Origin of the sequence: Brevundimonas vancanneytii (assembly GCF_901421975.1) — a bacterium.
In the GTDB taxonomy this organism is placed as follows: domain Bacteria; phylum Pseudomonadota; class Alphaproteobacteria; order Caulobacterales; family Caulobacteraceae; genus Brevundimonas; species Brevundimonas diminuta.
In genome coordinates this window covers 476,959-502,267 of the sequence record NZ_LR588407.1, presented here as the reverse complement: position 1 = coordinate 502,267, position 25,309 = coordinate 476,959, and the positions used below count along the sequence as shown (strand labels likewise).

General features: G+C 69.2%; 20 protein-coding genes and 2 pseudogenes. 10 read left to right on the top strand and 12 right to left on the bottom strand.

What is annotated here, in order from left to right:
- From FGL25_RS02445 to FGL25_RS02400, 10 genes are all read right to left on the bottom strand, one after another.
- Entirely contained in the window at positions 1-546 is a 546-nt protein-coding gene (locus tag FGL25_RS02445; RefSeq protein WP_138140868.1) for a chemotaxis protein CheD, read from the bottom strand.
- Positions 543-932 (bottom strand): response regulator, encoded by a 390-nt coding sequence (locus FGL25_RS02440; RefSeq protein WP_003166009.1) that lies wholly within the window; start codon positions 930-932, stop codon positions 543-545. Before FGL25_RS02440 ends, FGL25_RS02445 begins: the two co-directional genes overlap by 4 nt.
- A gap of 8 nt (positions 933-940) precedes the next feature.
- Entirely contained in the window at positions 941-1,978 is a 1,038-nt protein-coding gene (locus FGL25_RS02435) for a protein-glutamate methylesterase/protein-glutamine glutaminase (RefSeq protein ID WP_003166010.1), read from the bottom strand.
- Complete coding sequence (locus FGL25_RS02430; protein WP_138140867.1) at positions 1,975-2,841, bottom strand: CheR family methyltransferase; 867 nt, start codon at positions 2,839-2,841, stop codon at positions 1,975-1,977. The genes FGL25_RS02435 and FGL25_RS02430 overlap by 4 nt, the downstream gene beginning before the upstream one ends.
- On the bottom strand, positions 2,838-3,299 hold the full coding sequence (locus tag FGL25_RS02425; protein ID WP_373863225.1) for a chemotaxis protein CheW: 462 nt from the start codon (positions 3,297-3,299) through the stop codon (positions 2,838-2,840). The genes FGL25_RS02430 and FGL25_RS02425 overlap by 4 nt, the downstream gene beginning before the upstream one ends.
- A 28-nt stretch (positions 3,300-3,327) precedes the next feature.
- Positions 3,328-5,640: a chemotaxis protein CheA gene (locus tag FGL25_RS02420; protein ID WP_138140866.1), complete on the bottom strand. Its 2,313-nt coding sequence runs from the start codon at positions 5,638-5,640 to the stop codon at positions 3,328-3,330.
- A gap of 12 nt (positions 5,641-5,652) precedes the next feature.
- Positions 5,653-6,018, bottom strand: coding sequence for a response regulator (locus FGL25_RS02415; protein WP_040346123.1), 366 nt, complete (start codon positions 6,016-6,018; stop codon positions 5,653-5,655).
- A complete protein-coding gene (locus FGL25_RS02410; RefSeq protein WP_138140865.1) occupies positions 6,015-6,296 on the bottom strand; it encodes an STAS domain-containing protein in 282 nt (93 codons plus the stop codon). Before FGL25_RS02410 ends, FGL25_RS02415 begins: the two co-directional genes overlap by 4 nt.
- Positions 6,296-8,275 (bottom strand): methyl-accepting chemotaxis protein, encoded by a 1,980-nt coding sequence (locus FGL25_RS02405; protein ID WP_252969973.1) that lies wholly within the window; start codon positions 8,273-8,275, stop codon positions 6,296-6,298. The genes FGL25_RS02410 and FGL25_RS02405 overlap by 1 nt, the downstream gene beginning before the upstream one ends.
- Positions 8,276-8,339: 64 nt before the next feature.
- Positions 8,340-8,993, bottom strand: a complete 654-nt coding sequence (locus tag FGL25_RS02400; protein ID WP_138140863.1) for a TorF family putative porin — start codon at positions 8,991-8,993, stop codon at positions 8,340-8,342.
- A gap of 477 nt (positions 8,994-9,470) precedes the next feature.
- Here FGL25_RS02400 and FGL25_RS02395 point away from each other — a divergent pair, with 477 nt between their 5' ends.
- The 7 genes and pseudogenes from FGL25_RS02395 to FGL25_RS17170 all read left to right on the top strand — a co-directional run bounded on the left by FGL25_RS02395 (position 9,471) and on the right by FGL25_RS17170 (position 18,154).
- On the top strand, positions 9,471-10,721 hold the full coding sequence (locus tag FGL25_RS02395; RefSeq protein WP_138140862.1) for a sensor histidine kinase: 1,251 nt from the start codon (positions 9,471-9,473) through the stop codon (positions 10,719-10,721).
- On the top strand, positions 10,718-11,323 hold the full coding sequence (locus FGL25_RS02390; RefSeq protein WP_003166019.1) for a response regulator transcription factor: 606 nt from the start codon (positions 10,718-10,720) through the stop codon (positions 11,321-11,323). Before FGL25_RS02395 ends, FGL25_RS02390 begins: the two co-directional genes overlap by 4 nt.
- 76 nt (positions 11,324-11,399) lie before the next feature.
- Complete coding sequence (locus FGL25_RS02385) at positions 11,400-12,845, top strand: NAD-dependent succinate-semialdehyde dehydrogenase (protein WP_138140861.1); 1,446 nt, start codon at positions 11,400-11,402, stop codon at positions 12,843-12,845.
- A gap of 151 nt (positions 12,846-12,996) precedes the next feature.
- Complete coding sequence (locus FGL25_RS02380) at positions 12,997-14,667, top strand: MFS transporter (protein WP_076223653.1); 1,671 nt, start codon at positions 12,997-12,999, stop codon at positions 14,665-14,667.
- A 112-nt stretch (positions 14,668-14,779) separates the two neighbouring features.
- Positions 14,780-16,216 carry a hypothetical protein gene (locus tag FGL25_RS17180; protein WP_252969972.1) on the top strand — a complete coding sequence of 479 codons (1,437 nt, stop codon included), beginning with the start codon at positions 14,780-14,782 and terminating at the stop codon, positions 16,214-16,216.
- 281 nt (positions 16,217-16,497) lie between these two features.
- A pseudogene (locus tag FGL25_RS17175) lies at positions 16,498-17,235 on the top strand (PAS-domain containing protein); the annotation flags it as partial.
- A gap of 79 nt (positions 17,236-17,314) precedes the next feature.
- The gene (locus FGL25_RS17170; RefSeq protein WP_252969971.1) at positions 17,315-18,154 is read left to right on the top strand and encodes a hybrid sensor histidine kinase/response regulator; all 840 of its coding nucleotides are present in this window, start codon (positions 17,315-17,317) and stop codon (positions 18,152-18,154) included.
- A gap of 63 nt (positions 18,155-18,217) precedes the next feature.
- Here FGL25_RS17170 and FGL25_RS02370 read toward each other — a convergent pair whose 3' ends face one another.
- Positions 18,218-18,832 (bottom strand): response regulator transcription factor, encoded by a 615-nt coding sequence (locus FGL25_RS02370; RefSeq protein WP_076223651.1) that lies wholly within the window; start codon positions 18,830-18,832, stop codon positions 18,218-18,220.
- 462 nt (positions 18,833-19,294) lie between these two features.
- On the opposite strand from FGL25_RS02370, the gene FGL25_RS02365 reads away from it, so the two are divergent.
- The 3 genes and pseudogenes from FGL25_RS02365 (at position 19,295) to FGL25_RS02355 (ending at position 23,521) form a co-directional block, all read left to right on the top strand.
- Entirely contained in the window at positions 19,295-20,269 is a 975-nt protein-coding gene (locus FGL25_RS02365; protein ID WP_252969970.1) for a DcaP family trimeric outer membrane transporter, read from the top strand.
- 186 nt (positions 20,270-20,455) lie between these two features.
- A pseudogene (gene acs / locus FGL25_RS02360) lies at positions 20,456-22,338 on the top strand (acetate--CoA ligase).
- A 124-nt stretch (positions 22,339-22,462) separates the two neighbouring features.
- Positions 22,463-23,521 (top strand): CaiB/BaiF CoA transferase family protein, encoded by a 1,059-nt coding sequence (locus FGL25_RS02355; RefSeq protein WP_138140860.1) that lies wholly within the window; start codon positions 22,463-22,465, stop codon positions 23,519-23,521.
- A 142-nt stretch (positions 23,522-23,663) separates the two neighbouring features.
- Here the strand turns inward: FGL25_RS02355 and FGL25_RS02350 are convergent, their stop codons facing one another.
- A complete protein-coding gene (locus tag FGL25_RS02350) occupies positions 23,664-25,244 on the bottom strand; it encodes a bifunctional GNAT family N-acetyltransferase/carbon-nitrogen hydrolase family protein (protein ID WP_138140859.1) in 1,581 nt (526 codons plus the stop codon).
- Positions 25,245-25,309: the final 65 nt, after the last annotated feature.

Below are 25,309 nucleotides of genomic sequence, written 5' to 3'. Positions count from 1 at the left end.
TCAGAAGAGCTCCAGATCGCCGGTCGCGACGGACGGCGGCGGCGGCGTCGCGGGCGGCAGGATCGCGCCGTCCGTCACCACGCGCTGACGCGCCCGACCGCTGACCGGCCAATAGTGAATGCGGCGCCCGCCCGCGCCTCTCAGACTACGGCTGACGACGGGGATGCCCTCGTCGGCCAGGAATTTCTCGGCGAAGTCGGCGTTGGCGGCGCCCACGTCGCTGAGGCTGTCGAACATGCGGCCGCCGCCGAACAGCTTGGCCTCCAGCCGCTCGCGCCGCCCGCCCGCCTTCAGCACGTCGTTGATCAGCACTTCCATCAGATAGGCGCCGTAGCGACGGCTGGCGTCCGTTCCCGATCCCGCCCCTTCGGGCAGCAGAAAGTGGTTCATGCCCCCCACCCCGGCCGCCGGATCACGCAGGCACAGGGCCACGCAGCTGCCCAGGACGGTCGTCAGCACGACGTCGGGATCGGACGACACGCAGTGATCGCCCTGCCCCACGTGCACGCGCCGCTCCACCGGCTCCTGAGCGGCCGCGCCGATCACGTCAGCGTGCCGAAGACCGCTTCCAGCTTCTCTTTCAGCTGGGCGGTGGTGAAGGGTTTGACCAGGTAGTTGTTCACGCCGAACTGCACGGCGCGCTGAACCAGTTCGCGGTCGGCCCGGCCCGTCAGCATGATGAAGGCCGTCTTGGAGATCGGCGGGTGCGCCCGGATGGCCCGCAGCAGGCTGAGCCCGTCCAGGTTCGGCATGTTGAAGTCCGAGATCACCAGATGCACCGGCTGGACCAGCAGGGAGCGCAGGGCCGCCTCGCCGTCGGGCGCCTCCTCGATGTCGCGCACCCCGATCTGTTGCAGACTGGCGCGGACTAAGGAGCGCATCGTCAGCTGATCGTCGACGACAAGGGTGCGAATGGCGGAAGCGGCGGGCATGAACGTCCTTACGCAACAGACTGGGGCGCGCCCGAACGGGCGGCGCACGATTCGAGAATGGCCGAAGCCATGCGGGACAGCGGCAGCTGACGCTCGACGGCGCCCAGCTCAAAGGCGGCGCGAGGCATGCCGTAGACGACGCAGGACGCCTCGTCCTGGCCCAGGGTGCGGGCGCCGGCCTGACGCATGGCCAGCAGGCCCTTGGCCCCGTCCTTGCCCATGCCCGTCAGGATGACGCCCGTCATCGGCCGGCCCAGCTGGGCGACCGAGCCGAACAGCACGTCGACCGACGGGCGGTGGCCGTTGACCGGGTCGGCGGCGACCAGGCGGCAACGCCCGCCCGACACGGCCAGATGGGCCTCGCCGCCCGGCGCGATGTAGACATGGCCCGGCTTCAGCGGCGCGCCGTCCTCGGCCTCGCTGACCGTGGCGGCCGAGACCTTGTTCAGGCGGGCGGCGAAGCTCTTGGTGAAGCTGGCGGGCATGTGCTGGGTGACGACCGTCGCCGGGCAGTCCGCCGGGAAGGCCGACAGAATGGTCAGCAAGGCCTCGACCCCGCCGGTGGACGAACCGATGGCCAGCACATGATTGGGGTCCGCGTGATAGACGCCCTCGTGTCCCCGAACCGCGCGATCCTCCAGCGGACGAACACGAGACCGCGCGGCGACCTTCACCTTCTCGGCCAGGTCGGCGAAGGCTTCGGCGGCGGGCACGCCCGGCGCGGGCTTGGCCACGGCGTCGACGGCGCCGACCTCCAGCGCCGCCAGGGTCACGTCGGTCCCTGCCTGGGTCAGGGTCGAGACCATGACCACCGGCATGGGCCGCAGCCGCATGATCTTCTCGAGGAACTCCAGCCCGTTCATGTTGGGCATCTCGACGTCCAGGGTGATGACGTCGGGGTTCAGCTCCTTGATCTTCGTGCGCGCCTCCAGGGGATCGGCGGCCGTGCCGACCACGTTGATCTCCGGATCGCGGCGCAGGACGGCGCTGATCAGGCTGCGCATGGTGGCGCTGTCGTCCACCACCAGGACCGAGACCGCGCTCATGCCCCCGCGCCCTTGACGTAGGTGGTCAGTCCCGCCGGTTGCAGCTGTTGCGTCGCCGGGCCCGTCACCCGCTCGGAATGGCCGATATAGAGGACGCCGCCGGGGTTCAGGATCGGCGTGAACCGGCCCCAGACCCGCTCCTGGGTCGCGTCGTCGAAATAGATGACCACGTTGCGGCAGAAGATGACGTCGAAGCGGCCGCGCATCGGCCAGTCGCCGATCAGGTTCAGCTCCTTGAACGCCACCAGACGGCGCAGCGTCGCATCGGCGCTGAACCGGCCCGGCGCGCCCGCGACCGGCGTGAAATGCTTGCGCGACGCGGCCGGGACCGGGGCCAAAAGATCGTCGGAATAGACCCCCGCCGCGCCCTCGGCGACCATGTTGGGGTCGATGTCGGTGGCCAGGATGCGCACGTCCAGTTCCGCCGCTTCCGGCAGGACGTCCAGCACCGTCATCGCCATCGAATAGGGCTCCTGCCCGTTCGAACAGGCGGCGGACCACAGGCGCACCCGCCCGCCCGCCCGCGCCTTGGCGGCCAGCTCGGGCATCACCTTGTCGCGCAGGTGATCGAAGTGGTGCGGCTCGCGGTAGAAGCGGGTGACGTTGGTGGTCAGGGCCGCCATCATCGCCTGGCGCTCGTCCACGCCCTCTACGCCGTCGATCAGGGCGCAGTAGTCGCGGAAGCTGCGCAGCCCCAGCACGCGCAGCCGCTTGGCCAGACGCGAATAGACCAGCGCCGCCTTGCCTTCGCTGAGGGCGATGCCTGCGTGGGCGTGCAGGGTCTGGGCGATGTGGCGGAAATCCTCGGCCGTGAAGACGAACTCGCCTTCGACCAGGGCTTCGCGCCCGGCGACGGTCGTCATGCGGCTTCGGCCTCGCCTTCCGGCAGGACGTTGTTGAGGTCGATCAGGCTGATCATGCGGCCGCCCTCGACAGCGAAGATGCCCTTCACGAAGGACTTCACCTGTTCGCTGGCCACGTCCGGCGTCGGCTGGATGGCCGCGTCCGACAGCTGCACGATGTCCGACACCGCATCGACCAGCAGGCCGACCAGGCGCGAACCGACATGGGCCACCATGATGACGTGCCGTTCGGTCGGCTCGTTCGTGGCCAGGCCGAAGCGCGCGCCCAGGTCGATGATCGGCAGCACCACGCCGCGCAGGTTGATGACGCCCTTCATATAGGCGGGCGAGCGCGGCAGGGGCGTGGCGGGGGTCCAGCCGCGGATCTCGCGCACGCTCATGATGTCGACGCAGAATTCCTGCTCGCCGATGCGGAAGGCGATCAGTTCGCGGTCGGTCCCGGCGACATTGGGGGTCAGGGTCTGGTGTTCAGTCGGGGTCATGGTCTCAGCTCGCCATTTGCAGGTCGGAACGCGAGGGGGTTCGGGAACGCTTGGCGGTCACAAGGGCGTCGATGTCGAGGATCAGGGCCACGCGGCCGTCGCCCAGAATGGTGGCGGCGGCTACGCCCTCGACGTGGCGGTAATGGGTTTCCAGGCTCTTGATGACGACCTGGCGCTGGCCGTGGATGGCGTCGACCAGCAGGGCCGCGCGCTGGCGGCTTTCGGTCTCGACGATCATCACCACCCCGCCCTTCAGCTCGGTCGGGGCGTCGCGGAAGCCCATGACCAGGCCGACGTCCACCAGCGGCACGAAGGCCTCGCGGAAGCGCAGCACGGGATCGACGCCGCCGACGTAGTGGATGTCGCCCTCGTTGGGGGTCAGGCTCTCGACGATGGCGGCGAGCGGCGCGACCAGGGTCTGATCGGCGGCGCCCACCACCATGCCGTCCAGCACCGCCAGCGTCAGCGGCAGGCTGAGGGTGAAGGTCGAGCCCTTGCCCGGATTGGAGGTGATGGAGATGCGCCCGCCCAGCGACTGGATCGAGCGGCGCACCACGTCCATGCCGACGCCCCGGCCCGACAGGTCCGACACCTCGGTCGCGGTCGAGAAGCCCGGCAGGAATATCAGGTTGTCGATCTCGTCGTCCGAAAGCACCGCATCCTCGGCGATCAGGCCGCGCTCGACGGCGATGCCCTTCACGCGCGGGCGATTGATGCCCTTGCCGTCGTCGGAGATCTCGATGACGATCCGACCCGAGCGGTGCAGGGCCGCCAGCCGCACCGTCCCCTCTTCCGGCTTGCCCGCCGCCAGACGGTCCGCCGGGCTTTCCAGCCCGTGGTCGATGGCGTTGCGCAGCATGTGGGTGATCGGCTCGGCCAGACGCTCGACCACGGTCTTGTCGACCTCGGTGTCCTCGCCGGACGTGACCAGCTTCACCTTCTTGCCGGTGGCCTCGGCCGCCTCGCGCACCAGGCGCGGCATCCGCTGGAACACCGACTTCACCGGCTGGGCGCGGATAGCCATGACGCTGTCCTGAATCTCGCGCGTCAACAGCTCCAGATCTTCCAGACCCAGGCCGATGTCGGACGAGCGGGCCAGGCCGCTTTCGGTCACGCGCTGGGCCAGCATGGCTTGCTGGATGACCAGTTCTCCGACCGCATTGATCAGGCGGTCCACCCGCTCCAGATCGACGCGGATGGTCACGGGCGCCGCAGCGGCGGGGGCCGTCGCTTGCACAGGCGCCGGAGCGGTCGGCGCGGGCGCAGGTTTGACCGGCGACGGCGCGACCGGCGCGGCGGGCGGAGGGGCCACGGGCGCGACGGCGACAGGCGCGGGCGCCTCCGTCGGCGCGGCGCCGACCGAGGCCAGCAGGGCGGCGATGTCCAGTTCCGGCGCAGCCGCGCGGGCCAGGGCCGAAGCGTCGCTGCCGTCCTCGTCGACCGCGGCGGCAGGCGCGGCATCGACCGGCGCCGCATCGCCCAGCGGCGTGACGCTCAGGTCGCAGTCCATCTCCACGAAGTCGAAGACCTCGCGCACCTCGGCCTCGCTGACGTCGGCGTCCAGTTCGATGGTCCAGATCAGGTGGCTGTCGGTCGGCTCCAGCGCGTCCAGCAGCGGCAGGCCGCTGTCGTCCATCTGCACCCGCGTCGGGCCCAGGCGGCCCAGTTCGCGCAGCAGCAGACCCGTCTCATTGGCGCTGGCGTAGAGGCGCGGATGCGGACGGAAGACGACCCTCCACCCCTGCGATGCGCTCGGCGCCGACAGGTCGAGCAGCGGCGCCAGGGCGGCCAGGTCCGGCAAGGGCGGCAGGTCGGGAAGATCCGGCAGGCCCGCCGGAGCCTCGAACGCCCCAAGGTCCATGGCGACGGGCGTGAAGCCGAAGTCGTCCTCTTCCGACTCGGCCGCCGCAACCGGCGCGGCCCCGCCGTAGGTCAGGGCCTCCAGCTCGGCGACCAGACCGGCCGAGCGCACGGGATCGACGGGCGCGCCTGCGCCGCGCGCGGCGGCGACGTGGTCGGCCAGCACGTCCGCGGCGCGCAGCAGGGTCTTCACCGTCGGCTCGTCGCACGGTTTTCGGCCCGAGCGCAGCTCGTCCATCAGCGTCTCGAAGACGTGGGCGAAACGGACCAGGTCTTCCAGCCCGAAGGCCCCCGCCCCGCCCTTCACCGAATGGACGGCGCGGAAGACGGCGTTGATGACCTCGATATCCGTCGACCCGGACTCCAGCGTCAGCAGATTGCCTTCCAGATCAGCGAGCAGCTCCTCGCATTCCTGGAAGAAGGTCGCCTTGATCGCCTCGAACGGATCGTCGCTCATCGTCTTAGATCCTCAGGCCGCCACGCGGCGCACGGCGTCGACCAGACGCACGGGGTCGAACGGCTTGACGATCCAGCCGGTGGCCCCGGCCTCGCGGGCGCGCTGCTTCTTGGCGGCGTCGCTCTCGGTCGTCAGGACCAGCACGGGGACGGCGCTGAACGCCGGGTCGGCCCGCATCCCCTCGATGAAGCCGAAACCGTCCATACGCGGCATGTTGATGTCGGTGATGACGATGTCCGGGTTTTCGGCCTGAAGCACCTCCAGCCCGTGGACGCCGTCCTCGGCTTGGACCACGCGATAGCCCGCGTCCTTGAGCGCCAGCATCAGCATGTCGCGCATGGTGCGTGAATCATCGACGGTCAGAACGGTCTTGGTCATTGGGGGGCGTCCTGTGCGGAGAGATCGGAGGGCGAAGCGCCGAAGGCGCTCCATTGGGTCGTCAGCGCCTCGGACGCATTGACGAAGGTCAAGACCTGGCCGTCGGCGCGCCAGGTGCGGATCGCCGACAACAGCAGCTGAAGGCACAGCCCGCCCAGCCGCTCGACGGCCGAGCCGTCCAGCGTCAGGGCCTGACCGCGCGCCGCCAGCAGCTCGCCCTTCAGCGGCTCGGCTGCGCGCAGGTCCAGAACTGGGGCCAGAACGACGGCGGCCGTCATCAGAATTCCTCCCACCCGTCTTCGATGGCTTCGGGCTTCAGGGCGGCGCCGCCGCGCCCCATCGTCTTCAGGGCGGCGACCGTCTCGGCCACCGGCTGCGGCGTGCGGGCAGGCGCAGGCTCGACGGCGACCGGAGCCGGCTTGACCTTCGGCGCCGAGACCGGAGCGCGGCGCTGAGCGACGACCTGCGTCGCCTGCTTCACCCTGAAGTGCGCCACCGAGGCGGCCAGGACGTCGGCCTCCTGGGCCAGCGAGTGGCTGGCGGCCGTCGATTCCTCGACCATCGCAGCATTCTGCTGAGTGACCTGATCCATCTGGTTCACGGCGGTGTTGACCTGCTGCAGGCCTGTCGCCTGCTCCTGGGCCGAGGCCGAGATTTCAGAGACGAGACTATTGATCTCGGCCACTTCATCCACGATTCGGCTCAGCGCCTCGCCCGCCCGGCCCACCAGGTCGACGCCCTGTTCGACCTGACGGCTGGAGGCGGTGATCAGAGTCTTGATCTCCTTGGCGGCCCCGGCCGAACGCTGGGCCAGGGCGCGCACTTCGGAGGCCACGACCGCGAAGCCGCGGCCGGCGTCGCCCGCGCGCGCCGCCTCGACGCCCGCGTTCAGCGCCAGAAGGTTGGTCTGGAAGGCGATCTCGTCGATCACGCCGATGATGGCGCCGATCTGGTTGGACGACTGTTCGATGGCGGTCATGGCGGCGACCGCCTCGCCGACGACCAGGCCCGAAGCCTCGGCCTCGCCGCGCGTCTTCTGCACCACGTCGGCGGCCTGACGGGCGCCGTCGGCGGTGCGGTTCACCGTCGTCGTGATCTGGTCCAGGGCCGCAGCGGTTTCCTCCAGGCTGGCGGCCTGCTGTTCAGTGCGGCGCGACAGGTCGTCCGACGCCTGACTGATCTCGCTCGAGCCCGAACGGATGGCCGCGACATTGGCCGCCACCGAGGCGACGGCCTTCTCCAGCTGCGCAATGGCGTCGTTGAAGTCGGCCCGCAGCTGTTCGGCGTTCGGCGCGAACGTCACCTCGATGCGGTGGGTCAGGTCACCCGACGCCATGGCGTTCAGGCCCTGGCCTAGGGCGGTGATGGCGATGCGGTCTTCCTCGGCGGCCTTGGCCTTTTCGGCCTCGACGCGGGCGCGCTCCTCGGCCGCCGCCTGGCGCTGGGCCACGGCCTCGGCTTCCAGCCGCTCATTGGCGATGGCGGCGTCCTTGAACGCCAGGACGGCGGCGGCCATCTGGCCGACCTCATCCTTGCGGCCCATGGCGGGCACCTGGATCGACTTGTCGCCGCCGGCCAGGCGACGCATCGCGGCCGTCATGGCGGCGATCGGCTTGGCGATCGACTGGGCCAGAACCAGACCCGAAGCCACCGACAGGATCAGCGCGACCAGCACGCCGACGCCCAGGGCGATCTTGGTGGTCCGGAAGGCCGCATCCTGCGCCTTCAGGGCCGCCGCCTTGCGGGTCTCCTGCGCGTCGCTGATCTCCTTGAACGCAACATCGACCGGATCCATGAACTGGTTCGGCAGGGCGCTGGCCGCCAGGGCCAGGGCGTCGGAATGGGTCTCGGGACGGCCCGCCAGGGCGATCTCGGGATTGATGACCGAGGCCTCATAGGCGGCGACCGCCTTGTCCAACGCGTCCATGCGGCCCAGGGCGCCGGAGATGTGCGACACCATCTGGCGCATCTCGGCCGAACCCTGCTTGTAGCGGGCCTGATGCGACTTGACCCGTTCCAGATAGTCCGGCGACAGCGTCAGAAGATAGGCGCGGGCGTTGCTTTCCTGCTGGTCCACCGACCGCTTCAGCACATTGGTCTGGCCGATGACGGTCTCGGCCAGGGTGACCGTGGCCTTGGCCTTTTCCAACTGCCCCACTTCAAACAGCACCACCCCGCCCAGCGTCACGATGACGGCCAGGATCAGGGCGAAGGCGCCCGCAAGCTTGCGCGATATTCTGACGTTGTCCAACTGCACGAGAGTTTCCTGTTCGAAAACGCCGAGCCCCCCCGGCGGATAGCTAAGGTAGAGGAGAGAGGGTTCAGAAAGCGTAAGTGAGAGCGCCGACCAGACGCCCGTCATAGTTGTCGCCCAGCGCATGGCTGTCGGTGTCGTACCAGCGCACATCCACCGCAAAACGCTCGCTCAGGTTGTGCTTCACGCCCAGATTCCAGGCGTTGTAGTCAGCCCCGCCGTCCGCCGAGCGCACGCCGTATGCCGCCGACGCCTTGGTGCGCGGCCCCAGGGCCGTCGACGCCTGCGCCTCGATCCACCAGGCCTCCTTGGTCGCGGCGAAACCGTCGGGCGTGTAGTTGACCCGCAGCCGCCCCGAAACGCGCCCGAACTTGCGCGAGGCGTCAGCCTGATATTCCCAGAAGTTGGAGTCGATCCCGGCGCGCGTGCCCGGCAGGTCTCGGTTGGCGACCGAAAGATCAAAGGCGAAACCGGCCGCCTTGGGCCGCCAGCCCAGACTCGTGACGATCTCGGCGTCCGACCCCTGAGACAGTCTGGCGGTCGAGGCGAAAACGGCGCCGTAGAAATCGCCGTATGAGACTTCGAGCGAGCCGTTCAGACTGGGATCGTCGGCGCTCTTGCCCAGACCCTTGCCGACGTATTCGCTGGCGACGCCAAACTGGCCTTCGACAGACTGGGCCCCCGCAGGGGCCGCTAGCGCCGCTGACAGAGCGATGATCAAGCCGCCCGCGAGCGGATTACGGAGCGCGCGAGCGCCTTTCTGGCGTCGAGCGATGATTTGGAAGGGCATTCAGACCTCTTTGAGACTGATCCCCTTCTGCGTGAGACAACGGTAGGCAATCGTAAATTCGGCCGTACGTAGAAATCCGCAATTCATGCTGTCACTGCGCAGCTTTCCTTCGTCAGAACGTCGTTCTATTTATTAACACTCGAGTAACCATGATGACGAAGATCACACATACCCACGTTATGACAGAAATGGACATTTTTTCAGCTCACAAAGAACTGTGAGCGATAATTGCATGTTAGCCGAGACCTATTTAAGAGGCCCCTCTTACCTGCCTTATGACGACGACGACACGGAAGGGCTCGCCTCCTGATCTAGCGGGAAGCGAGGACAAGTTCGATTTACTCAGTATTGGACCGCCGCTCCCGTGACATCGCGCCATTCCCGCCTCCTTGGGCGGCGGCTGTCGCCTTGGCGTGCGCCCTGCTCGCCGTTGCGGCTCTGACGATGGGGCTGGCGGCGCCGTCCTTCCCGCGCGACCTCGCCCTGATCGCCTTGGCGGCGGCGCTGGCGGCTTCGACCGCCTCGATCCTGGTCTGGCGGCAGGCCTCGCGTCTCGCAAAGGCCCTGGCGGCGCGCGACGCCATGCTCCAGGTCGCCTTCCTGTCGACGCCGACCCTGATGCTGACCCGCGAGGGCGTCATCTCGCGCCTCAGCGACACGGCGCTCGCCATGTTCAGGACCACCAAGGAGCAGGCCCTGGGGCGCCCCTTCGCCGATATGGTTCCAGGCTTCACCATGGCCGCCGTCATCGCCTCTGGGATGCCATCCGGCCTGCTGAAAGCCGACGCCGACTATTGGGTCGGCCGACGAGCCGACGGCTCGACCTTTCCGGTCGGCGTGCAGTTCGGCCTGGCGCCGGGCGGGCCAGACCAGGATTTCGTGGCCCTGGGCCTGGCCGACCTGACGCTCCACTACGCCGCAGAGACGCAGGCGCGCGAACTGCATGCTCAGTTAAACACCGTCTGGCGGCTGAACTCCCTCGGCGAAATGGCCGCCACCCTGGCCCATGAACTGAACCAGCCGCTGAGCGCGGCCAGCGGCTACATGCACGCCAGCCGGGCCGACATGGAGAAGGCCGGATCCCTGGGCGACAGCGCCTGCCGCACCCTGGACCTGGCCCAGGCCCAGCTGTTGCGCGCGGGTCAGATCATTCGCCGCATCCGCGCCTTCCTGAGCCAGGAGACCGGCGGCATGGGCGACGAAAGCGTGGCTGCCATGATCGAGACCATGAAGCAGATTCTGACGCGAATGGGCCAGGACAAGGATGTCGTCGTACGCATCGATCTGGACGCCGACGGCGACCGGGTGCGGGCCGACCGCATCCAGTTCCAGCAGGCGGTCGTCAACCTGGTCCGCAACGCCGTCGAGGCGGCTGCGGGCGGCGTCGGCGCCCAGGTGCGCATCCTGGGCCGCGCCGAGGCCGACGGCTATCGCATCAGCATCGAGGACAACGGCCCCGGCGTCGCCGACGATCAGCGCGACCGTCTGTTCCAGCCCATGACCAGCACCAAGCCCGGCGGCATGGGTCTGGGCCTGTCCGTCACGCGCTCCATCGTCGAGCGGCACGGCGGCGTCCTGAACGTCGGGCGCAGTCAGGCCCTGGGCGGCGCCGCCTTCTTCTTCACCCTGCCCAAGGAACAGGAGGCCAGGACCGCGTGAGCGATCATTCCGTCTTCGTCATCGACGACGATTCCGCCGTGCGCGACGCCCTCCTGCGGGTGCTGCGCGGGCGCGGCGTGCGCGCGCGCGGTTTCTCCAGCGGGACCGAGTTCTTCGCCGCCCTGCCAGAGGACGCCTCGGCCTGCGTCATCACCGACGTACAGATGCCGGGCATGGACGGAACCGAGATCGTACGCCGCCTGGCCGAACTGCGCGGCGAGACCTGGCCCGTCATCGTCATCACCGGCCACGCCGATGTCTCCATGGCGGTGCAGATGATGAAAAACGGCATCGTGGACTTCATCGAAAAGCCCTTCGATCCCACTCGCCTGGTCGAGGTGGTGAAGGGTTGTCTGGCCAGGCTCGGAGAGCTGGACGCCCGCCAGCAAGCGCGCCAGCAGGCCCGCGTGCGCCTGGGCCGCCTGACCCCGCGCGAGCGGCAGGTCTTCGACGCCCTGGTCGCCGGCGCCTCCAACAAGGAGATGGCCCTGAACCTGAAGATCAGCCCGCGCACGGTCGAGGTCTTCCGCGCCAAGGTCATGACCAAGATGGAGGCCGACAGCCTGCCCGCCCTGGTCCGCATGGGGCTGATGCTCAGCTAGACGTTTCGTCTCCTTGCAGCCGCGCCCGCTCCGGCGCGTTATGTCGGCTCCCCGACCGCGACCAAGGAGCCGCCCCATGTCCGATCCCGCCCGCCTGCTCCGCCGTCAGGCCTATGTCGACGGCCGCTGGATCGACGCCGACGGCGGCGGGACCATTGAAGTGACCAACCCGGCCACCGGCGAGGTTCTGGCGACCGTCCCCGACATGGGCGCCCTTGAGACCCGCCGCGCCGTCGCCGCCGCCGAAGTCGCGATGAAGCCGTGGGCCGCCAAGACGGCGGGCGAACGCGCCCGCATCCTGCGCCGCTGGTTCGATCTGATGATGAGCGAGCAGGACGCCCTCGGCCGTCTGCTGACCCGCGAGCAAGGCAAGAGCCTGACCGAGGCCAAGGGCGAGATCGCCTACGCCGCCAGCTTCATCGAATGGTTCGCCGAAGAGGGGAAGCGCACCTACGGCGAGGTCATCCCGACCCACGACGCCTCAAAACGGCTGGTGACGCTGCGCCAGCCGGTCGGGGTGGTGGGGGCCATCACGCCGTGGAACTTCCCCGCCGCCATGATCACCCGCAAGGTCGGCCCGGCCCTGGCCGCCGGCTGCGCCGTGGTGCTGAAGCCCGCCAGCCAGACGCCGCTGTCGGCCCTGGCCCTGGCCGTTCTGGCGGAAGAGGCGGGCCTGCCGCCCGGCCTGTTCAACGTCGTCACCGGCTCGGCCTCGGCCATCGGCGGCGAGCTGACCTCCAATGAAACCGTGCGCAAGATCAGCTTCACCGGCTCGACCGAGATCGGCCGCCTGCTGATGAAGCAGTCATCGGACACCATCAAGAAGATGAGTCTGGAGCTGGGCGGCAACGCCCCCTTCCTGGTCTTCGACGACGCCGACATCGACGCCGCCGTGGCGGGCGCCGTGGCCTCCAAATACCGCAACGCAGGCCAGACCTGCGTCTGCACCAACCGCTTCTATGTGCAGGCCGCCGTCCACGATGAATTCGTCGCCAAGCTGACACAGGCCACGCAAGCCCTGAAGGTCGGAAACGGCCTCGGCGACGGCGTGCAGATCGGCCCCCTGATCGACGAAAAGGCGGTGAAGAAGGTCGAGGAGCACATCGCCGACGCCCTGGCCAAGGGCGCAAGCCTGCTGACAGGCGGCGCCCGCCATGAGCTGGGCATGACCTTCTTCCAGCCGACCGTCCTGTCGGGCGTGACCCAGGACATGCAGATGTGCCGCGAAGAGACCTTCGGTCCCGTCTCCGGCGTCGTCCGCTTCGAGACGGAAGAAGAAGGGATCGCCCTGGCCAACGACACCATCTTCGGTCTGGCCGGCTACTTCTACGCCCGCGACCTGAGCCGCGTCTGGCGCGTAGCCGAAGCGTTGGAGACCGGCATGATCGGCGTCAACACCGGCCTGATCTCCACCGAGGTCGCGCCCTTCGGCGGGATCAAGCAGTCGGGTCTGGGCCGCGAGGGCTCCAGCCACGGCATCGAGGATTATCTGGAGATCAAATACCTCTGCATGGGACTCTAGGCTCCGCTTCCCGCGAGCGATTATTCGACCAAGGTCGCTCTCCGCAAACCTGCGTTCCTGCTGTCACTCTCCCTTCCGACGCTCGGCGCAAAGCACGCCGGGCGCGAGGGAACGCGCCGCGCATCGCGGCCGCACAGGAAGGGAACTGCCCATGACCGACCGCACCATGGGTGCGGCGGACGGCGGCGAGCACACGGTCGACAAGAACGACCGGCTGGTGATTCTCGCCTCCTCCGTCGGCACCGTCATCGAATGGTACGACTTCTATCTTTACGGCTCGCTGGCCGCGATCATCTCCGCCCAGTTCTTTTCGGGCGTGAACGAGACCACCGGCTTCATCTTCGCCCTGATGGCCTTCGCCGCCGGTTTCGCCGTGCGTCCGTTCGGGGCCATCGTCTTCGGTCGCATGGGCGATCTGTGGGGGCGCAAGAACACCTTCCTGGTGACCATGCTGCTGATGGGCGTCTCGACCTTCGTGGTCGGCCTGTTGCCCCCCTATGCGGCCATCGGCATCGCCGCGCCGATCATCCTGGTGCTGATGCGCCTGATCCAGGGCCTGGCGCTGGGCGGGGAATACGGCGGCGCCGCCACCTACGTCGCCGAGCACGCCCCGCACGGCAAGCGCGGCTTCTACACCTCCTTCATCCAGATCACCGCCACCGTGGGCCTGCTGCTCAGCCTGATGGTGATCCTGGGCGTGCGCTTCGCCGTGGGCGAGGAAGCCTTCGTCGAATGGGGCTGGCGCATTCCGTTCCTGGTTTCGATCCTGCTGCTGGGCGTGTCCCTGTGGATCCGTCTGAAGCTGTCGGAAAGCCCGGCGTTCAAGCGCATGAAGGCCGAAGGCAAGGGCTCGACCACGCCCCTGAAGGACAGCTTCATGAAGTGGCCGAACCTGAAGCTGGTGCTGATCGCCCTGTTCGGCCTGGCGGCCGGTCAGGCCGTGGTCTGGTACACGGGCCAGTTCTACGCCCTCTTCTTCCTCGAGAAAACGCTCAAGGTCGATCCGGCCCTGTCGAACATCCTGATCGCCGCCGCCCTGGCGCTGGCGACGCCCTTCTTCGTCTTCTTCGGCTGGCTGTCGGACAAGGTGGGGCGCAAACCGATCATCCTGATCGGCTGCCTGCTGGCCGCCCTGACCTACTTCCCGCTGTTCCACGCCCTGACCGGCGCCGCCAACCCGCGCCTGGCCGCCGCCGTGGCCGAGTCGCCGGTGACCGTCTACGCCGATCCGGCCGACTGCCACTTCCAGTTCGACCCGGTGGGCAAGACCGTCTTCAACAGCTCATGCGACATAGCCAAGACCCACCTGGCCAAGGCGGGCGTCACCTATGTCAACGAAGCCGCCCCCGCCGGAACCGTGGCCCAGGTCCGCATCGGCGATCAGGTGGTCGACAGCTTCAACGGCAAGGTCATGCCCAAGGCCGACTTCGAAGCCCAGAAGAAGACCTGGGACGCCGGCCTGACCGCCGCCCTGACCCAGGCCGGCTATCCGGCCAAGGCCGACAGCGCCCTGGTCAACAAGCCCATGGTGATCGGCATCCTGTTCCTGCTGGTCCTGTATGTGACCATGGTCTACGGCCCGATCGCCGCCGCCCTGGTCGAGATGTTCCCGACCAAGGTGCGCTACACCTCCATGTCGCTGCCCTATCACATCGGCAACGGCTGGTTCGGGGGCTTCCTGCCGACCACGGCCTTCGCCATGGTCGCCGCCACGGGCAATATCTACTACGGCCTGTGGTACCCCATCGCCATCGCCGTGCTGACCCTGATCGTCGGCGTCCTCTTCGTGAAGGAAGGCAAGGACGTGGATATCCACGACTGATCGAGCGGCTTCGCAACAACTGACTTTCGCCAACCTGCGGGCGGTCCGGCTTCGGCCTGGCCGCCCTCTTTTTCACTTGCCCGCGTGAGCGCGCCCGGCCCAGATGACGCCCATGTTCAGCCTCGCCACCCTGGCCCTGACGGCCTTCTACATGGCCGCCCTGTTCGGCATCGCCTGGTGGTACGAGCGGCCGCAGATCAAGGCGCGGCGCGGGATGCTGGGGCCGTCGCTCTACGCCCTGTCGCTGGCCATCTACTGCACGTCGTGGACCTATTACGGGGCGGTGGGCACGGCCGCGCGCGACGGGTGGGAGTATCTGCCCATCTACGTCGGGCCGATCCTGGGGCTGACCCTGCTGCTGCCGCTGTGGCGGCGCATCGCCTCGGCCGCCCGGCGCGAGAACGTCGGCTCGATGGCCGACTTCATCTCATCCCGCTACGGCAAGAGCCCGGCGCTGGGCGCGGCGGTGGCGGGCGTCGCCATCCTGGGTTCGGTCCCCTACATCGCCCTTCAGCTCAAGTCGCTGTCGATGGCGGGCGAGATGATCACGGCGGGCACCCCCGTCGCCGGGTCCGAGAGCCTGACCGTCCTGGTCATGGCGGCGGTGCTGGCCGGGTTCGCCATCCTGTTCGGCGCGCGACGGCCCGACCTGACCGAGCACAACCGCGGCCTGATCCAGGCCATCGGCATCGAGTCCATCGTCAAGCTGGCCGCCCTGCTGGCCGTCGCCGTCTTCGCCGTCGCCCTGCTGGCCGCCTCGCCCTCGCGTCAGGCCGCAGCCGACAGCCTGGGCCAGTTGGGAACGTGGCCGCATATCGACGCCCGCTTCATGGCCATCACCCTGGTGGCGACCCTGGCGATCTTCTGCCTGCCGCGTCAGTTTCACGTCGCCTTCGTCGAGGGCGGCGATCCGGCCCAGGTGCGCCGCGCGCGCTGGATCTTTCCGCTGTATCTGATCCTGACCACCCTGGCGGTCCTGCCGCTGGTGGCGGCGGGCGGCCTGTTCCGGCCCGAGACCAACCCCGACCTGCTGGTGTTGGCTCTGCCGTTCGGCGCGGGACAGAGCCTGCTGACCGCCGTGGTCTTCGTCGGCGGCTTCTCGGCCGCCACCGCCATGGTCATCGTCGAGGCCGTGGCCCTGTCGGCCATGGTGTCCAACAACCTGGTCCTGCCGCTGATGGGGGCGGGACGCCGACGCGGCGCGGCCCAGCCGGACATGGCGCGGGCTCTGCTGAACATCCGCCGCCTGGCCATCGTCGCCCTGCTGCTGCTGGCCTGGCTCTATTATCTGGCGATGGACCGCTCCAGCGGCCTGGCGGCGATCGGCCTGGTGTCCTTCGCCGCCCTGGCCCAGTTGGCGCCGTCGCTGTTCGGGGCGGTGCTGTGGCGCGGCGGGCGGGCCAGCGGCGCCCTGGCGGGACTGGCGGCGGGGATGACGGTCTGGGCCGTCATGCTGGCCGCGCCGCAGCTGGCGCCCGGCTTCGGCCTGAACGTCCCCGCCATGCTGGGGCTGGAAGACCCGTTCGCGGCGGGGTCTTCCTCAGCCTGACGCTGAACCTCGGCGTCTTCGTCCTGGTGTCGCGGGCGCGGCCGCCGCGCCTGATCGACCGGGTGCAGGCCCGCGCCTTCGTCGACCGGCTCGGCCCCGACTGGCTGGAGGGGCGCGGCGGCTCGGCCGGGGCCTCGGTCGGCGACCTGCGCGCCCTGGTCGCCCGCTTCATCGGCGACGAGCGGGCCGAGCGCGCCTTCGCCGCCTGGGCGCGCGAAACCGACGTCAGGCTGAAGGACGCCGACCCGGCCGACGCCGCCCTGGCCCGCGCGGCCGAGCGGATGCTGGCCGGGGCCGTCGGCGCCGCCGCCGCCCGCCGCGTCCTGGCCGCCGCCCTGGCCGCCGGGGGCCGCGCGCCCGAGGACGTGGTGCGGATGCTCGACGAGGCGTCCCAGGCCGTCCAGTTCAACCGCGACCTGTTGCAGACCACGCTGGACAACATCGACCAGGGCGTCAGCGTCGTCGACGAAGACCTGCGCCTGACCGCCTGGAACCGCCGCTATGTCGAGATGTTCGGCCTGCCCGCGGGCTTCGTCCACGTCGGCCTGCCGATCGCCGCCGTCTATCGCCTGAACGCCGAGCGCGGCGAGGCGGGCGTGCCGGATCACGAGATCGACGCCTGGGTCGAGCGACGGCTGGAGGCCCTGGCCCGCCGCATCCCTCACGACCACGAGCGCGAACAGCCCGACGGCCGCATCCTGCGCTCGTCCGGGGCGCCCATTCCCGGCGGCGGCTACGCCACCAGCTACACCGACATCACCGCCCTGCGCCGCGCCGCGCGCGAGCTGGAAGAGGCCAACGAACGGCTGGAGGCCCGCGTCGCCGACCGCACCGAACGGCTGGAGGAGGCCCGCCGTCAGGCCGAAGACGCCACCGCTTCCAAGACCCGCTTCCTGGCCGCCGCCAGCCACGACCTGCTGCAGCCGCTGCACGCTGCGCGCCTGTTCATCGCCGCCCTGAGGGAAGACGCCGATCTGGCCGGATCGCCCGCGCGCGGCCTAGCGACCAATGCCGACCGCGCCATCGACAGCGCCCACCGCCTGCTGACCGCCCTGCTCAACCTGTCCCAAGCTGGAGGCGGGCGGGGTCCAGCCCGCCGTGGCGCCGCTGGCCCTGGGCGGTCTGTTCGACGAACTGGCGCGCGAGTTCGCCCCCGTCGCCCGCGCCAAGGGGCTGACGCTGACGGTGGCGCCGTCCAGCCTGTGGATCGCCTCGGACCGCGACCTGCTGCGCTCCATGCTGCAGAACCTGATCGCCAACGCCATCCGCTACACCGACCGGGGGCGGGTGCTGATCGGCGCCCGACGCGACGGCGAGCGGGTGCAGATCCTGGTCAGCGACACCGGGCGCGGCATCGCCGAGGCCGACCGCCAGGCCGTCTTCGGCGAATTCGTCCGCCTGCCCGGCGCCCCGGTGGACGAGCCGGGCGCGGGCCTGGGCCTGGCCATCGTGCAGAAGCTGTCGGACCTGCTGAGACACCCCCTGTCGCTGGCCTCGCGCGTCGGACGCGGCACGACCTTCCGCGTCGCCGTCCCCCGCGCCGCCGCCCGGCCCGAGCCGGAGATCATGTCCGACGACCGCCGCCTGCCGCTGGCGGACCTGCGGGTGCTGTGCGTGGACAACGAGCCCGCCATCCTCGACGCCCTGACGGCCCTGCTGGACCGCTGGGGCGCGCAGGCCGTGACCGCCCGCTCAGTCGCCGAAGCCCGCGCGTCCGACGGCCCGTTCGACGCGGCCCTGGTCGACCTGCATCTGGGCGACGACGAGCCGGACGGCCTGGCCGCCGTGGACGTTCTGCGCGCTCAGGGCGTCAGGCGCATCGCGCTGGTGACGGCCGACACCCGCGACGGCCTGAAAGAGAGGCGGCGGCCGCGGGGGCGGTGCTGCTGCCCAAGCCGGTCAAACCGGGCGGCGCTGAAGGCCTTCCTCCGCAGCTGACCCTTCTCCCCTTGTGGGAGAAGGGAAATGATGCGCTAGCGTTTTCGGCTGTTGGAGCGCCCGCTAAATATCCAGCGACTGCGCCAGGATCACCGCCTGGGTCCGGTTCTGCACGCCCAGCTTGCGGAAGACGCTGGTCAGGTGCGCCTTGATGGTGGCCTCGGTGACGCCCAGGTCGAAAGCGATCTGCTTGTTCAGCCTCCCGACCTTCAGCCCCTCCAGAATCCGCAGCTGCGACGGCGTCAGGCTGGCGATGCGGGCCTGAAGATCCGCTTCTTCCTCGCCCGCCGCCTCGACCTCGGGCGCCCAGCTGTCGCCTTCGAGGATGGCCCGGATGGCCTCGACCATGGTCGGCAGGGCCGCCGACTTGGGAATGAAGCCCGCCGCCCCCAGCGACAGGGCGCGGCGGATGGTCGGCGCCTCCTCGCTGGCCGAGACGACGGCGACCGGCACGGCCGGGTGATCGGCGCGGATCAGGGTCAAGCCCGTCATGCCGTCCACGTCCGACAGCTTCAGATCCAGCAGCAGCAGGTCCGTCGCCGCCGCGCCCAGGGCGGTCTGCGCCTCGGCCAGGCTGGCGCATTCGACGATCAGGGCGCCCTCGGACGCCTTTTCGACGGCCGACTTCAACGCCGCCCGAAACAGGGGGTGGTCGTCGGCGACGACGATGCGGTCCATAGGCGTCCTTCCCACGCGCGGTTCTTGTTCGTTCGGCCGCGTCGCGACGACACCATGCCGCGCCTCGACTTTGGTCGAAACTAGACGAATGGCTAATGGCCGCAAACCCGGAGCGCGCGGAATGCTGCCGTCCTGAGGCCTGCGACAGACAGGTCCGGAACAACGGTCTGGGAGGACCACGCATGGGAAGCTGCCGTTTGTTCGGCGGCGTGGCTGCGGCCGCGCTGCTGCTCGCGCCCCGGCGCCGCACTGGCTCAAGACGCCAGCGCGGCCCTGGAAGCCCGTATCGCCCAGCTCGAAGCCGAGCTGAACAGCCTGAAATCCGAAGTCGCCGCCGCCCGAACGCAGCAGGCCTCGCAGGCGCAGGACATCATCCGCCTGGAGACGCGGCCGGCGCCCGCGCCCACGCCGGTCTCCGCCCCGGCGGCGCCTTCAGACGGCTTCCGCATCGGCGACCACACGGTGAAGTTCGGCGGCTTCATCAAGACCGACTTCATGGCGTCGAAATATTCCGGCGGCGACCCGGCCAACGGCGATCCCTTGCGCGACTATCACCTGCCCGGCGCCATTCCGGTCGGCGGTACGGACGAAGACGTCGCCACCGACTTCAACGCCCGCCAGACCCGCTTCTGGCTGACCACCGACGGCGTGGTGGCCGGACACAAGATCGGCACGCGGCTGGAGATGGACTTCCAGACCCTGCCCGGCTCGGGCGATCAGCGCACGACCAGCGGCTCGAACCCCGCCCTTCGCCGCGCCTTCGTCACCATCGACAACTGGCTGATCGGCCAGGAGTGGACCAACTTCCAGAACACCGCCGTCCTGCCGGAATCGGCGGACTTCGTCGGCGCGGCCGAGGGCACGGTCTTCGCCCGTCAGGCCCAGGTCCGTTATACCCGCGGCCCCTTCTCCATCGCGCTGGAGAACCCCGAGACCACCATCACCCCCTTCGGCGGCGGCGCCCGCATCGTGGCCGACGACAACAGCCTGCCCGACCTGACCGCCCGCTACGCGCTGAGCCGCCCGTGGGGCGACGTTCAGTTGTCCGGCCTGGTGCGTCAGCTGAAGTATCAGAACCCGGCGAGCAACATCGATTCCACCGCCACGGGCTGGGGCCTGTCGGCCTCGGCCAAGTTCAAGGTCGGGGCGCAGGACGACATCCGCCTGATGCTGACGGGCGGCGAAGGCATCGGCCGCTATGTCGGGCTGAACTTCTCCAACGACCGCGGTGCTGGACGCCTCGGGCGATCTGGAGGCCATCGGCGTGGTCGCGGGCTTCGCCGCCTATCGCCACGTCTGGGCGCCGGGCTGGCGCTCCAGCCTGATCTGGTCGACGCAGAAGGTGGACAACGACACGGCCCTGACCGGCGTCGGCGTCAACCGCTCGGCCCAGAGCCTTCACGCCAATCTGATCTGGTCGCCGGTCACGGCGTTTGATGTGGGCGCCGAGGTGATGTTCGCTGATCGCAAACTGGAGTCAGGGCTGGACGGCGACATGACCCGTCTGATCCTGTTCGCCAAATACGGCTTCTGAAGCCGCAAAAGAAAAAGACCCTGGAGGAAAATCGCGTGTCTGATCCGGAAATCTATCCCGTCCCCGCCGAACTGGCCGCCCGCGCCCACATGGACCGCGCCGGCTATGAAGCGGCCCGGATGCAGGCGCGCGAGACCCCCGAGGCCTTCTGGGCGGAACAGGCCGAGCGCCTGGACTGGATGACCTTCCCGACCAAGATCAAGGACGTCTCCTTCAGGAAGGCCGACTTCCGCATCCGCTGGTTCGAGGACGGGGTGCTGAACGCCTCGGTCAACTGCATCGACCGCCACCTGCCCGCCCGCAAGGACGAGGTCGCCATCCTGTGGGAAGGCGACGAGCCGACCGACAGCGAAGCCGTCACCTTCGGCCAGCTTCACGACCGCGTCTGCCGCCTGGCCAATGTGCTGAAGGCCAACGGCGTCCAGAAGGGCGACCGCGTCACCATCTATCTGCCGATGATCCCGAGGCGGCCTACGCCATGCTGGCCTGCGCCCGCATCGGCGCCGTGCATTCGGTCATCTTCGGCGGCTTCTCGCCCGACAGTATCGCCGGGCGCATCGAGGACTGCCAGTCGACCTTCGTCATCACCGCCGACGAAGGCTGCCGCGGCGGCAAGAAGGTTCCGCTGAAGGCCAATGTCGACAAGGCGCTGGAGAAGGTCGGGGGCGTGAAGACCGTCGTCGTCCTGCGCCATACCGGCGCCGACGTGCCCTTCGTCGAAGGCCGCGACCTGGACTGGGGCGTCGAGGCGGACAAGGCCTCGCCCGACTGCGCGCCCGAGCCGATGAACGCCGAAGACCCGCTGTTCATCCTCTACACCTCCGGCTCGACGGGCAAACCCAAGGGCGTGCTGCACACCACCGGCGGCTATCTGTTCTGGGCCAGCTATACGCATGAGCTGGTGTTCGACTATCGCCCCGGCGAGGTCTTCTGGTGCACCGCCGACGTGGGCTGGGTCACGGGCCACACCTATGTCGTCTACGGCGCCCTGGCCAATGCGGCGACGACCCTGATGTTCGAGGGCGTGCCCAACTATCCGACCGTCAGCCGCTTCTGGGAGGTGGTGGACAAGCACCAAGTCAACATCTTCTACACCGCCCCCACGGCCCTGCGCGCCCTGATGCGCGAGGGCGACGCCCCGGTGAAGACGTCCAGCCGCAAGTCGCTGCGCCTGCTGGGCACCGTCGGCGAACCGATCAACCCCGAGGCCTGGCGCTGGTATCATGAGGTCGTCGGCGAGAGCCGCCTGCCCATCGTAGACACCTGGTGGCAGACCGAGACGGGCGGCGCCCTGATCTCGCCCCTGCCCGGCGCGACCGACCTGAAGCCCGGCTCGGCGACCCTGCCCCTGCCCGGCGTCGAACTTGAAATCGTGGACGCGGAAGGGGGCGTGCTGAGCGGCGCGACCGAGGGCAATCTGTGCATCACCGACAGTTGGCCGGGCCAGATGCGCACCGTCTACGGCGACCACCAACGCTTCTTCGAGACCTATTTCTCGACCTATCCGGGCAAGTATTTCACCGGCGACGGCTGCCGCCGCGACGCGGACGGCTACTACTGGATCACCGGCCGGGTCGATGACGTCATCAACGTCTCGGGCCACCGCATGGGCACGGCCGAGGTCGAGAGCGCCCTGGTCCTGCACGACATCGTGGCCGAGGCCGCCGTGGTCGGCTTCCCCCACGACATCAAGGGCCAGGGCATCTACGCCTATGTCACCCTGGTGCGAGGCGTCGACGCCACCGAGGACCTGCGCAAGGAGCTGGTCGCTCACGTCCGCAAGGAGATCGGCCCCATCGCCGCCCCTGACGTGATCCAGTGGGCGCCGGCCCTGCCCAAGACCCGCTCGGGCAAGATCATGCGGCGGATTCTGAGAAAGATCGCCGAGAACGAACTGGGCGCCCTGGGCGACACCTCGACCCTGGCCGATCCGTCGGTGGTGGACGATCTGGTGAAGAACCGGGCGGCCTGACTTCAATACCCGCTCATCCCGGCGGACGCCGGGGTGAGCGGTACATCATTCAGCTCCCCCCGAAGAGGCGGCCCCGGACGGCGCAAGCTGGACGGGGCCGCCCGCCTCGGCTTCAGTGCCGGACATGAGCGGAACCCTCGACGGCCTGACCATCATCGAAATCGGCGGCATCGGCCCCGCCCCCTTCTGCGGCATGATGCTGGCCGATCACGGGGCGGAGGTGGTGCTGGTCCACCGCCCCGGCGCCGCGCCCGACCCGCGCGATCCCCTGAACCGCAGCCGCGCCCGCCTGGTCGAAGCCGACCTGAAGACGCCCGAGGGCGCCGCCCTGATCCGCGATCTGGCCGGCGCCGCCGACGGCCTGATCGAGGGCTTTCGTCCCGGCGTGATGGAGCGTCTCGGCCTCGGCCCCGACGCGCTGCTGGCCGACAACCCGCGCCTCGTCTACGGCCGCATGACCGGCTGGGGCCAGGACGGGCCGCTGGCCCCGGCGCCGGGCCACGACATCGACTACATCGCCGTCTCGGGCGCGCTTCACGCCTTCGGCCGGGCGGGCGAGAAGCCGACCCCGCCGATCAACATGGTCGGCGACTTCGGCGGCGGCGGGATGCTGCTGGCCTTCGGCATGGTGGCGGGTCTGCTGAAGGCCCAGCGCACCGGGCGCGGCGACGTCGTCGACTGCGCCATGACCGACGGCTCCTCCCTGCTGATGAGCATGATCTGGGGCTTCCGCCAGAACCTGCCCGCGCCCCTGCCGCCCAGCCTGGCCTGGCGCGACGAGCGCGGCGTCAACCTGCTCGACACCGGCGCGCCCTTCTATGAGGTCTATGAGACGCAGGACGGCAAATACGTCGCCGTCGGCGCCATCGAACCGGCCTTCTACATCGCCCTGATGCGGCTGACCGGGCTGGGCGGCGATCCCGACTTCGCCATGCCCTTCGACCCGGCCCAGTGGCCGAGGCTGAAGGACAAGCTGGCCGCCGTCTTCCGCACCCGCACCCGCGACGACTGGTGCAGCGATCCCGACGCGCAAAGAGCCTGCGTCGCCCCCGTCCTGTCCATGACCGAGGCGCCCGACCACCCGCACAACCGCGCCCGCGAGGCCTTCGTCACCGCGCAGGGCGTGGTGCAGCCCGCGCCTGCACCCCGGTTCCGGGACAGCCCGGCGCGGCGGCCGGAATAGAAGGCCTGTCACGAAATCACCGCTCGTCCCGGCGGACGCCGGGGCCCAGTGCTTTGGCCTCAAACGCGCGGCCTGAATAGGCAAGTCCTGTGCGCGCGCTCTCACTGGATCCCGGCCTCCGCCGGGACGAGCAGGGGTAAGGTCAGCCCCCGTCCGTCCACACCGTCTTGTAGAGATCGAACCGGCGGTCGCGCAGGTTCCGCACCGTCCCCTGCGCCTTGGCCCAGGCCAGATCGGACAGGTCCAGGTCCGCCACCGTCACCGTCTCGACGTTCTCGCTGGCCTCGGCCGCCACCCCGTCGCGCGCGAAGGGAAAGTCGCACGGCGTCAGGATGCAGGACTGCGCATACTGGATGTCCATGTTCTCGACGTTGGGCAGGTTGCCGACATTGCCCGACAGGACGACGTAGCACTGGTTCTCGATCGCCCGCGCCTGAGAGCAGTACCGCACGCGCAGATAGCCCTGGCGGTTGTCGGTGCAAAAGGGGGTGAACAGGATGCGCGCCCCCTCGTCCGCCAGACGCCGCGCCAGTTCGGGGAACTCGGAATCGTAGCAGATCATCACCCCGATCGGCCCGCAGTCGGTGGGGATGGCGTGGACGCGGTCGCCGCCCTTGATGTTCCACCAGTGCCGCTCGTTCGGGGTCGGGTGGATCTTCTCCTGCTCATGCACCGAACCGTCGCGCAGGAAGACGTAGGCGACATTCTGGATCTCGCCGTCCTCGGTCCGCGTCGGGTGCGAGCCGCCGATGATGTTGACGTTGTAGCCGACCGCCAGCTCGCGCATCGCCTCGACGAAGCGCGGCGTGTAGCGGGTCAGGGCCTCGATCGATTCCGCAGGCGTCAGCTTCTTCGTCTCCAGCGACAGCAGCTGAAGCGTGAACAGCTCGGGGAAGACCACGAAGTCGGCGCGATAGTCCGATCCCACGTCGACGAAATATTCGACGTTGTCCATGAACTCGCGGAAGCTCTCGACCTTGCGCATCTGCAGCTGGACGGTGGCGACGCGCACCGTCTCCTTCACCGCAAAGGCCGCCCCCTTGCCCGTCGCCTCGACATAGTAGGGGTTGCGCCAGACCCAGCGCGCCGCATGGCCCAACGACGCCTTGTCCGACGGCAGATAGTTCAGCAGCACCCCCGCCGGCTCGAACCCCGAACGCTGGTGAAAGGCCATGATCGGATCCTTCACCTTGCGGTCGCGCACCGCCTCGACATAGGCGTTCGGGTCGGGATAGGCGGCTCGGCGGCGCGAAAGGCCCGGCATCCGGCCGCCGAACACGACGCCCTTCAGGTTCTGCGCCTCGCACAAGTCGCGGCGCGCGTCGTACAGGCGCTGGCCGATGCGCAGGCGACGTCGGGCGGGGTCGACGCAGACCTCCATCCCGTACAGCCACGCGCCCGCCGGATCGTGTCGCGCCGCATAGCCCCCGCCGGTGATCTCGTCCCAGCTGTGCGGCCCCATGGCCGAGGCCTCGTCGATGCGGAAGCTGGCGGCGTAGCCGACGATCTCGCCCTCGAACTCGACCACGAACTGGCCGTCGGGATAGGTGGCGATCTGGCCGCGCAGCATCCCCGGCGTATAGGGCGGCATGTCCTTGTAGACCCGCTCGACCAGGGCGTTGATCCCGGCGACGTCGCCCATGCGCGCGTTGCGGATGGTCAGGACGGCGGGCTTGGCCGGCTCGGCGGGCGGGACGGTTTGGGCGGTCTGAAGATCAGTCATCCGCTCCTAACGCACGAGCTTGGCCGTTGGATCATTTTCGTCGTCTTGGACCCGCGCCGGGATGG

Coding starts and splice junctions, on each gene's coding strand:
- FGL25_RS02420 (WP_138140866.1), bottom strand. CDS start 5,640: ATGAGCGACGATCCGTTCGAGGCGATCAAGGCGACCTTCTTCCAGGAA.
- FGL25_RS02410 (WP_138140865.1), bottom strand. CDS start 6,296: ATGACGGCCGCCGTCGTTCTGGCCCCAGTTCTGGACCTGCGCGCAGCC.
- FGL25_RS02380 (WP_076223653.1), top strand. CDS start 12,997: ATGACCGACCGCACCATGGGTGCGGCGGACGGCGGCGAGCACACGGTC.
- FGL25_RS02435 (WP_003166010.1), bottom strand. CDS start 1,978: ATGAGCGCGGTCTCGGTCCTGGTGGTGGACGACAGCGCCACCATGCGC.
- FGL25_RS17180 (WP_252969972.1), top strand. CDS start 14,780: ATGTTCAGCCTCGCCACCCTGGCCCTGACGGCCTTCTACATGGCCGCC.
- FGL25_RS02385 (WP_138140861.1), top strand. CDS start 11,400: ATGTCCGATCCCGCCCGCCTGCTCCGCCGTCAGGCCTATGTCGACGGC.
- FGL25_RS02350 (WP_138140859.1), bottom strand. CDS start 25,244: ATGACTGATCTTCAGACCGCCCAAACCGTCCCGCCCGCCGAGCCGGCC.
- FGL25_RS02440 (WP_003166009.1), bottom strand. CDS start 932: ATGCCCGCCGCTTCCGCCATTCGCACCCTTGTCGTCGACGATCAGCTG.
- FGL25_RS02370 (WP_076223651.1), bottom strand. CDS start 18,832: ATGGACCGCATCGTCGTCGCCGACGACCACCCCCTGTTTCGGGCGGCG.
- FGL25_RS02430 (WP_138140867.1), bottom strand. CDS start 2,841: ATGACGACCGTCGCCGGGCGCGAAGCCCTGGTCGAAGGCGAGTTCGTC.
- FGL25_RS02355 (WP_138140860.1), top strand. CDS start 22,463: ATGAGCGGAACCCTCGACGGCCTGACCATCATCGAAATCGGCGGCATC.
- FGL25_RS02415 (WP_040346123.1), bottom strand. CDS start 6,018: ATGACCAAGACCGTTCTGACCGTCGATGATTCACGCACCATGCGCGAC.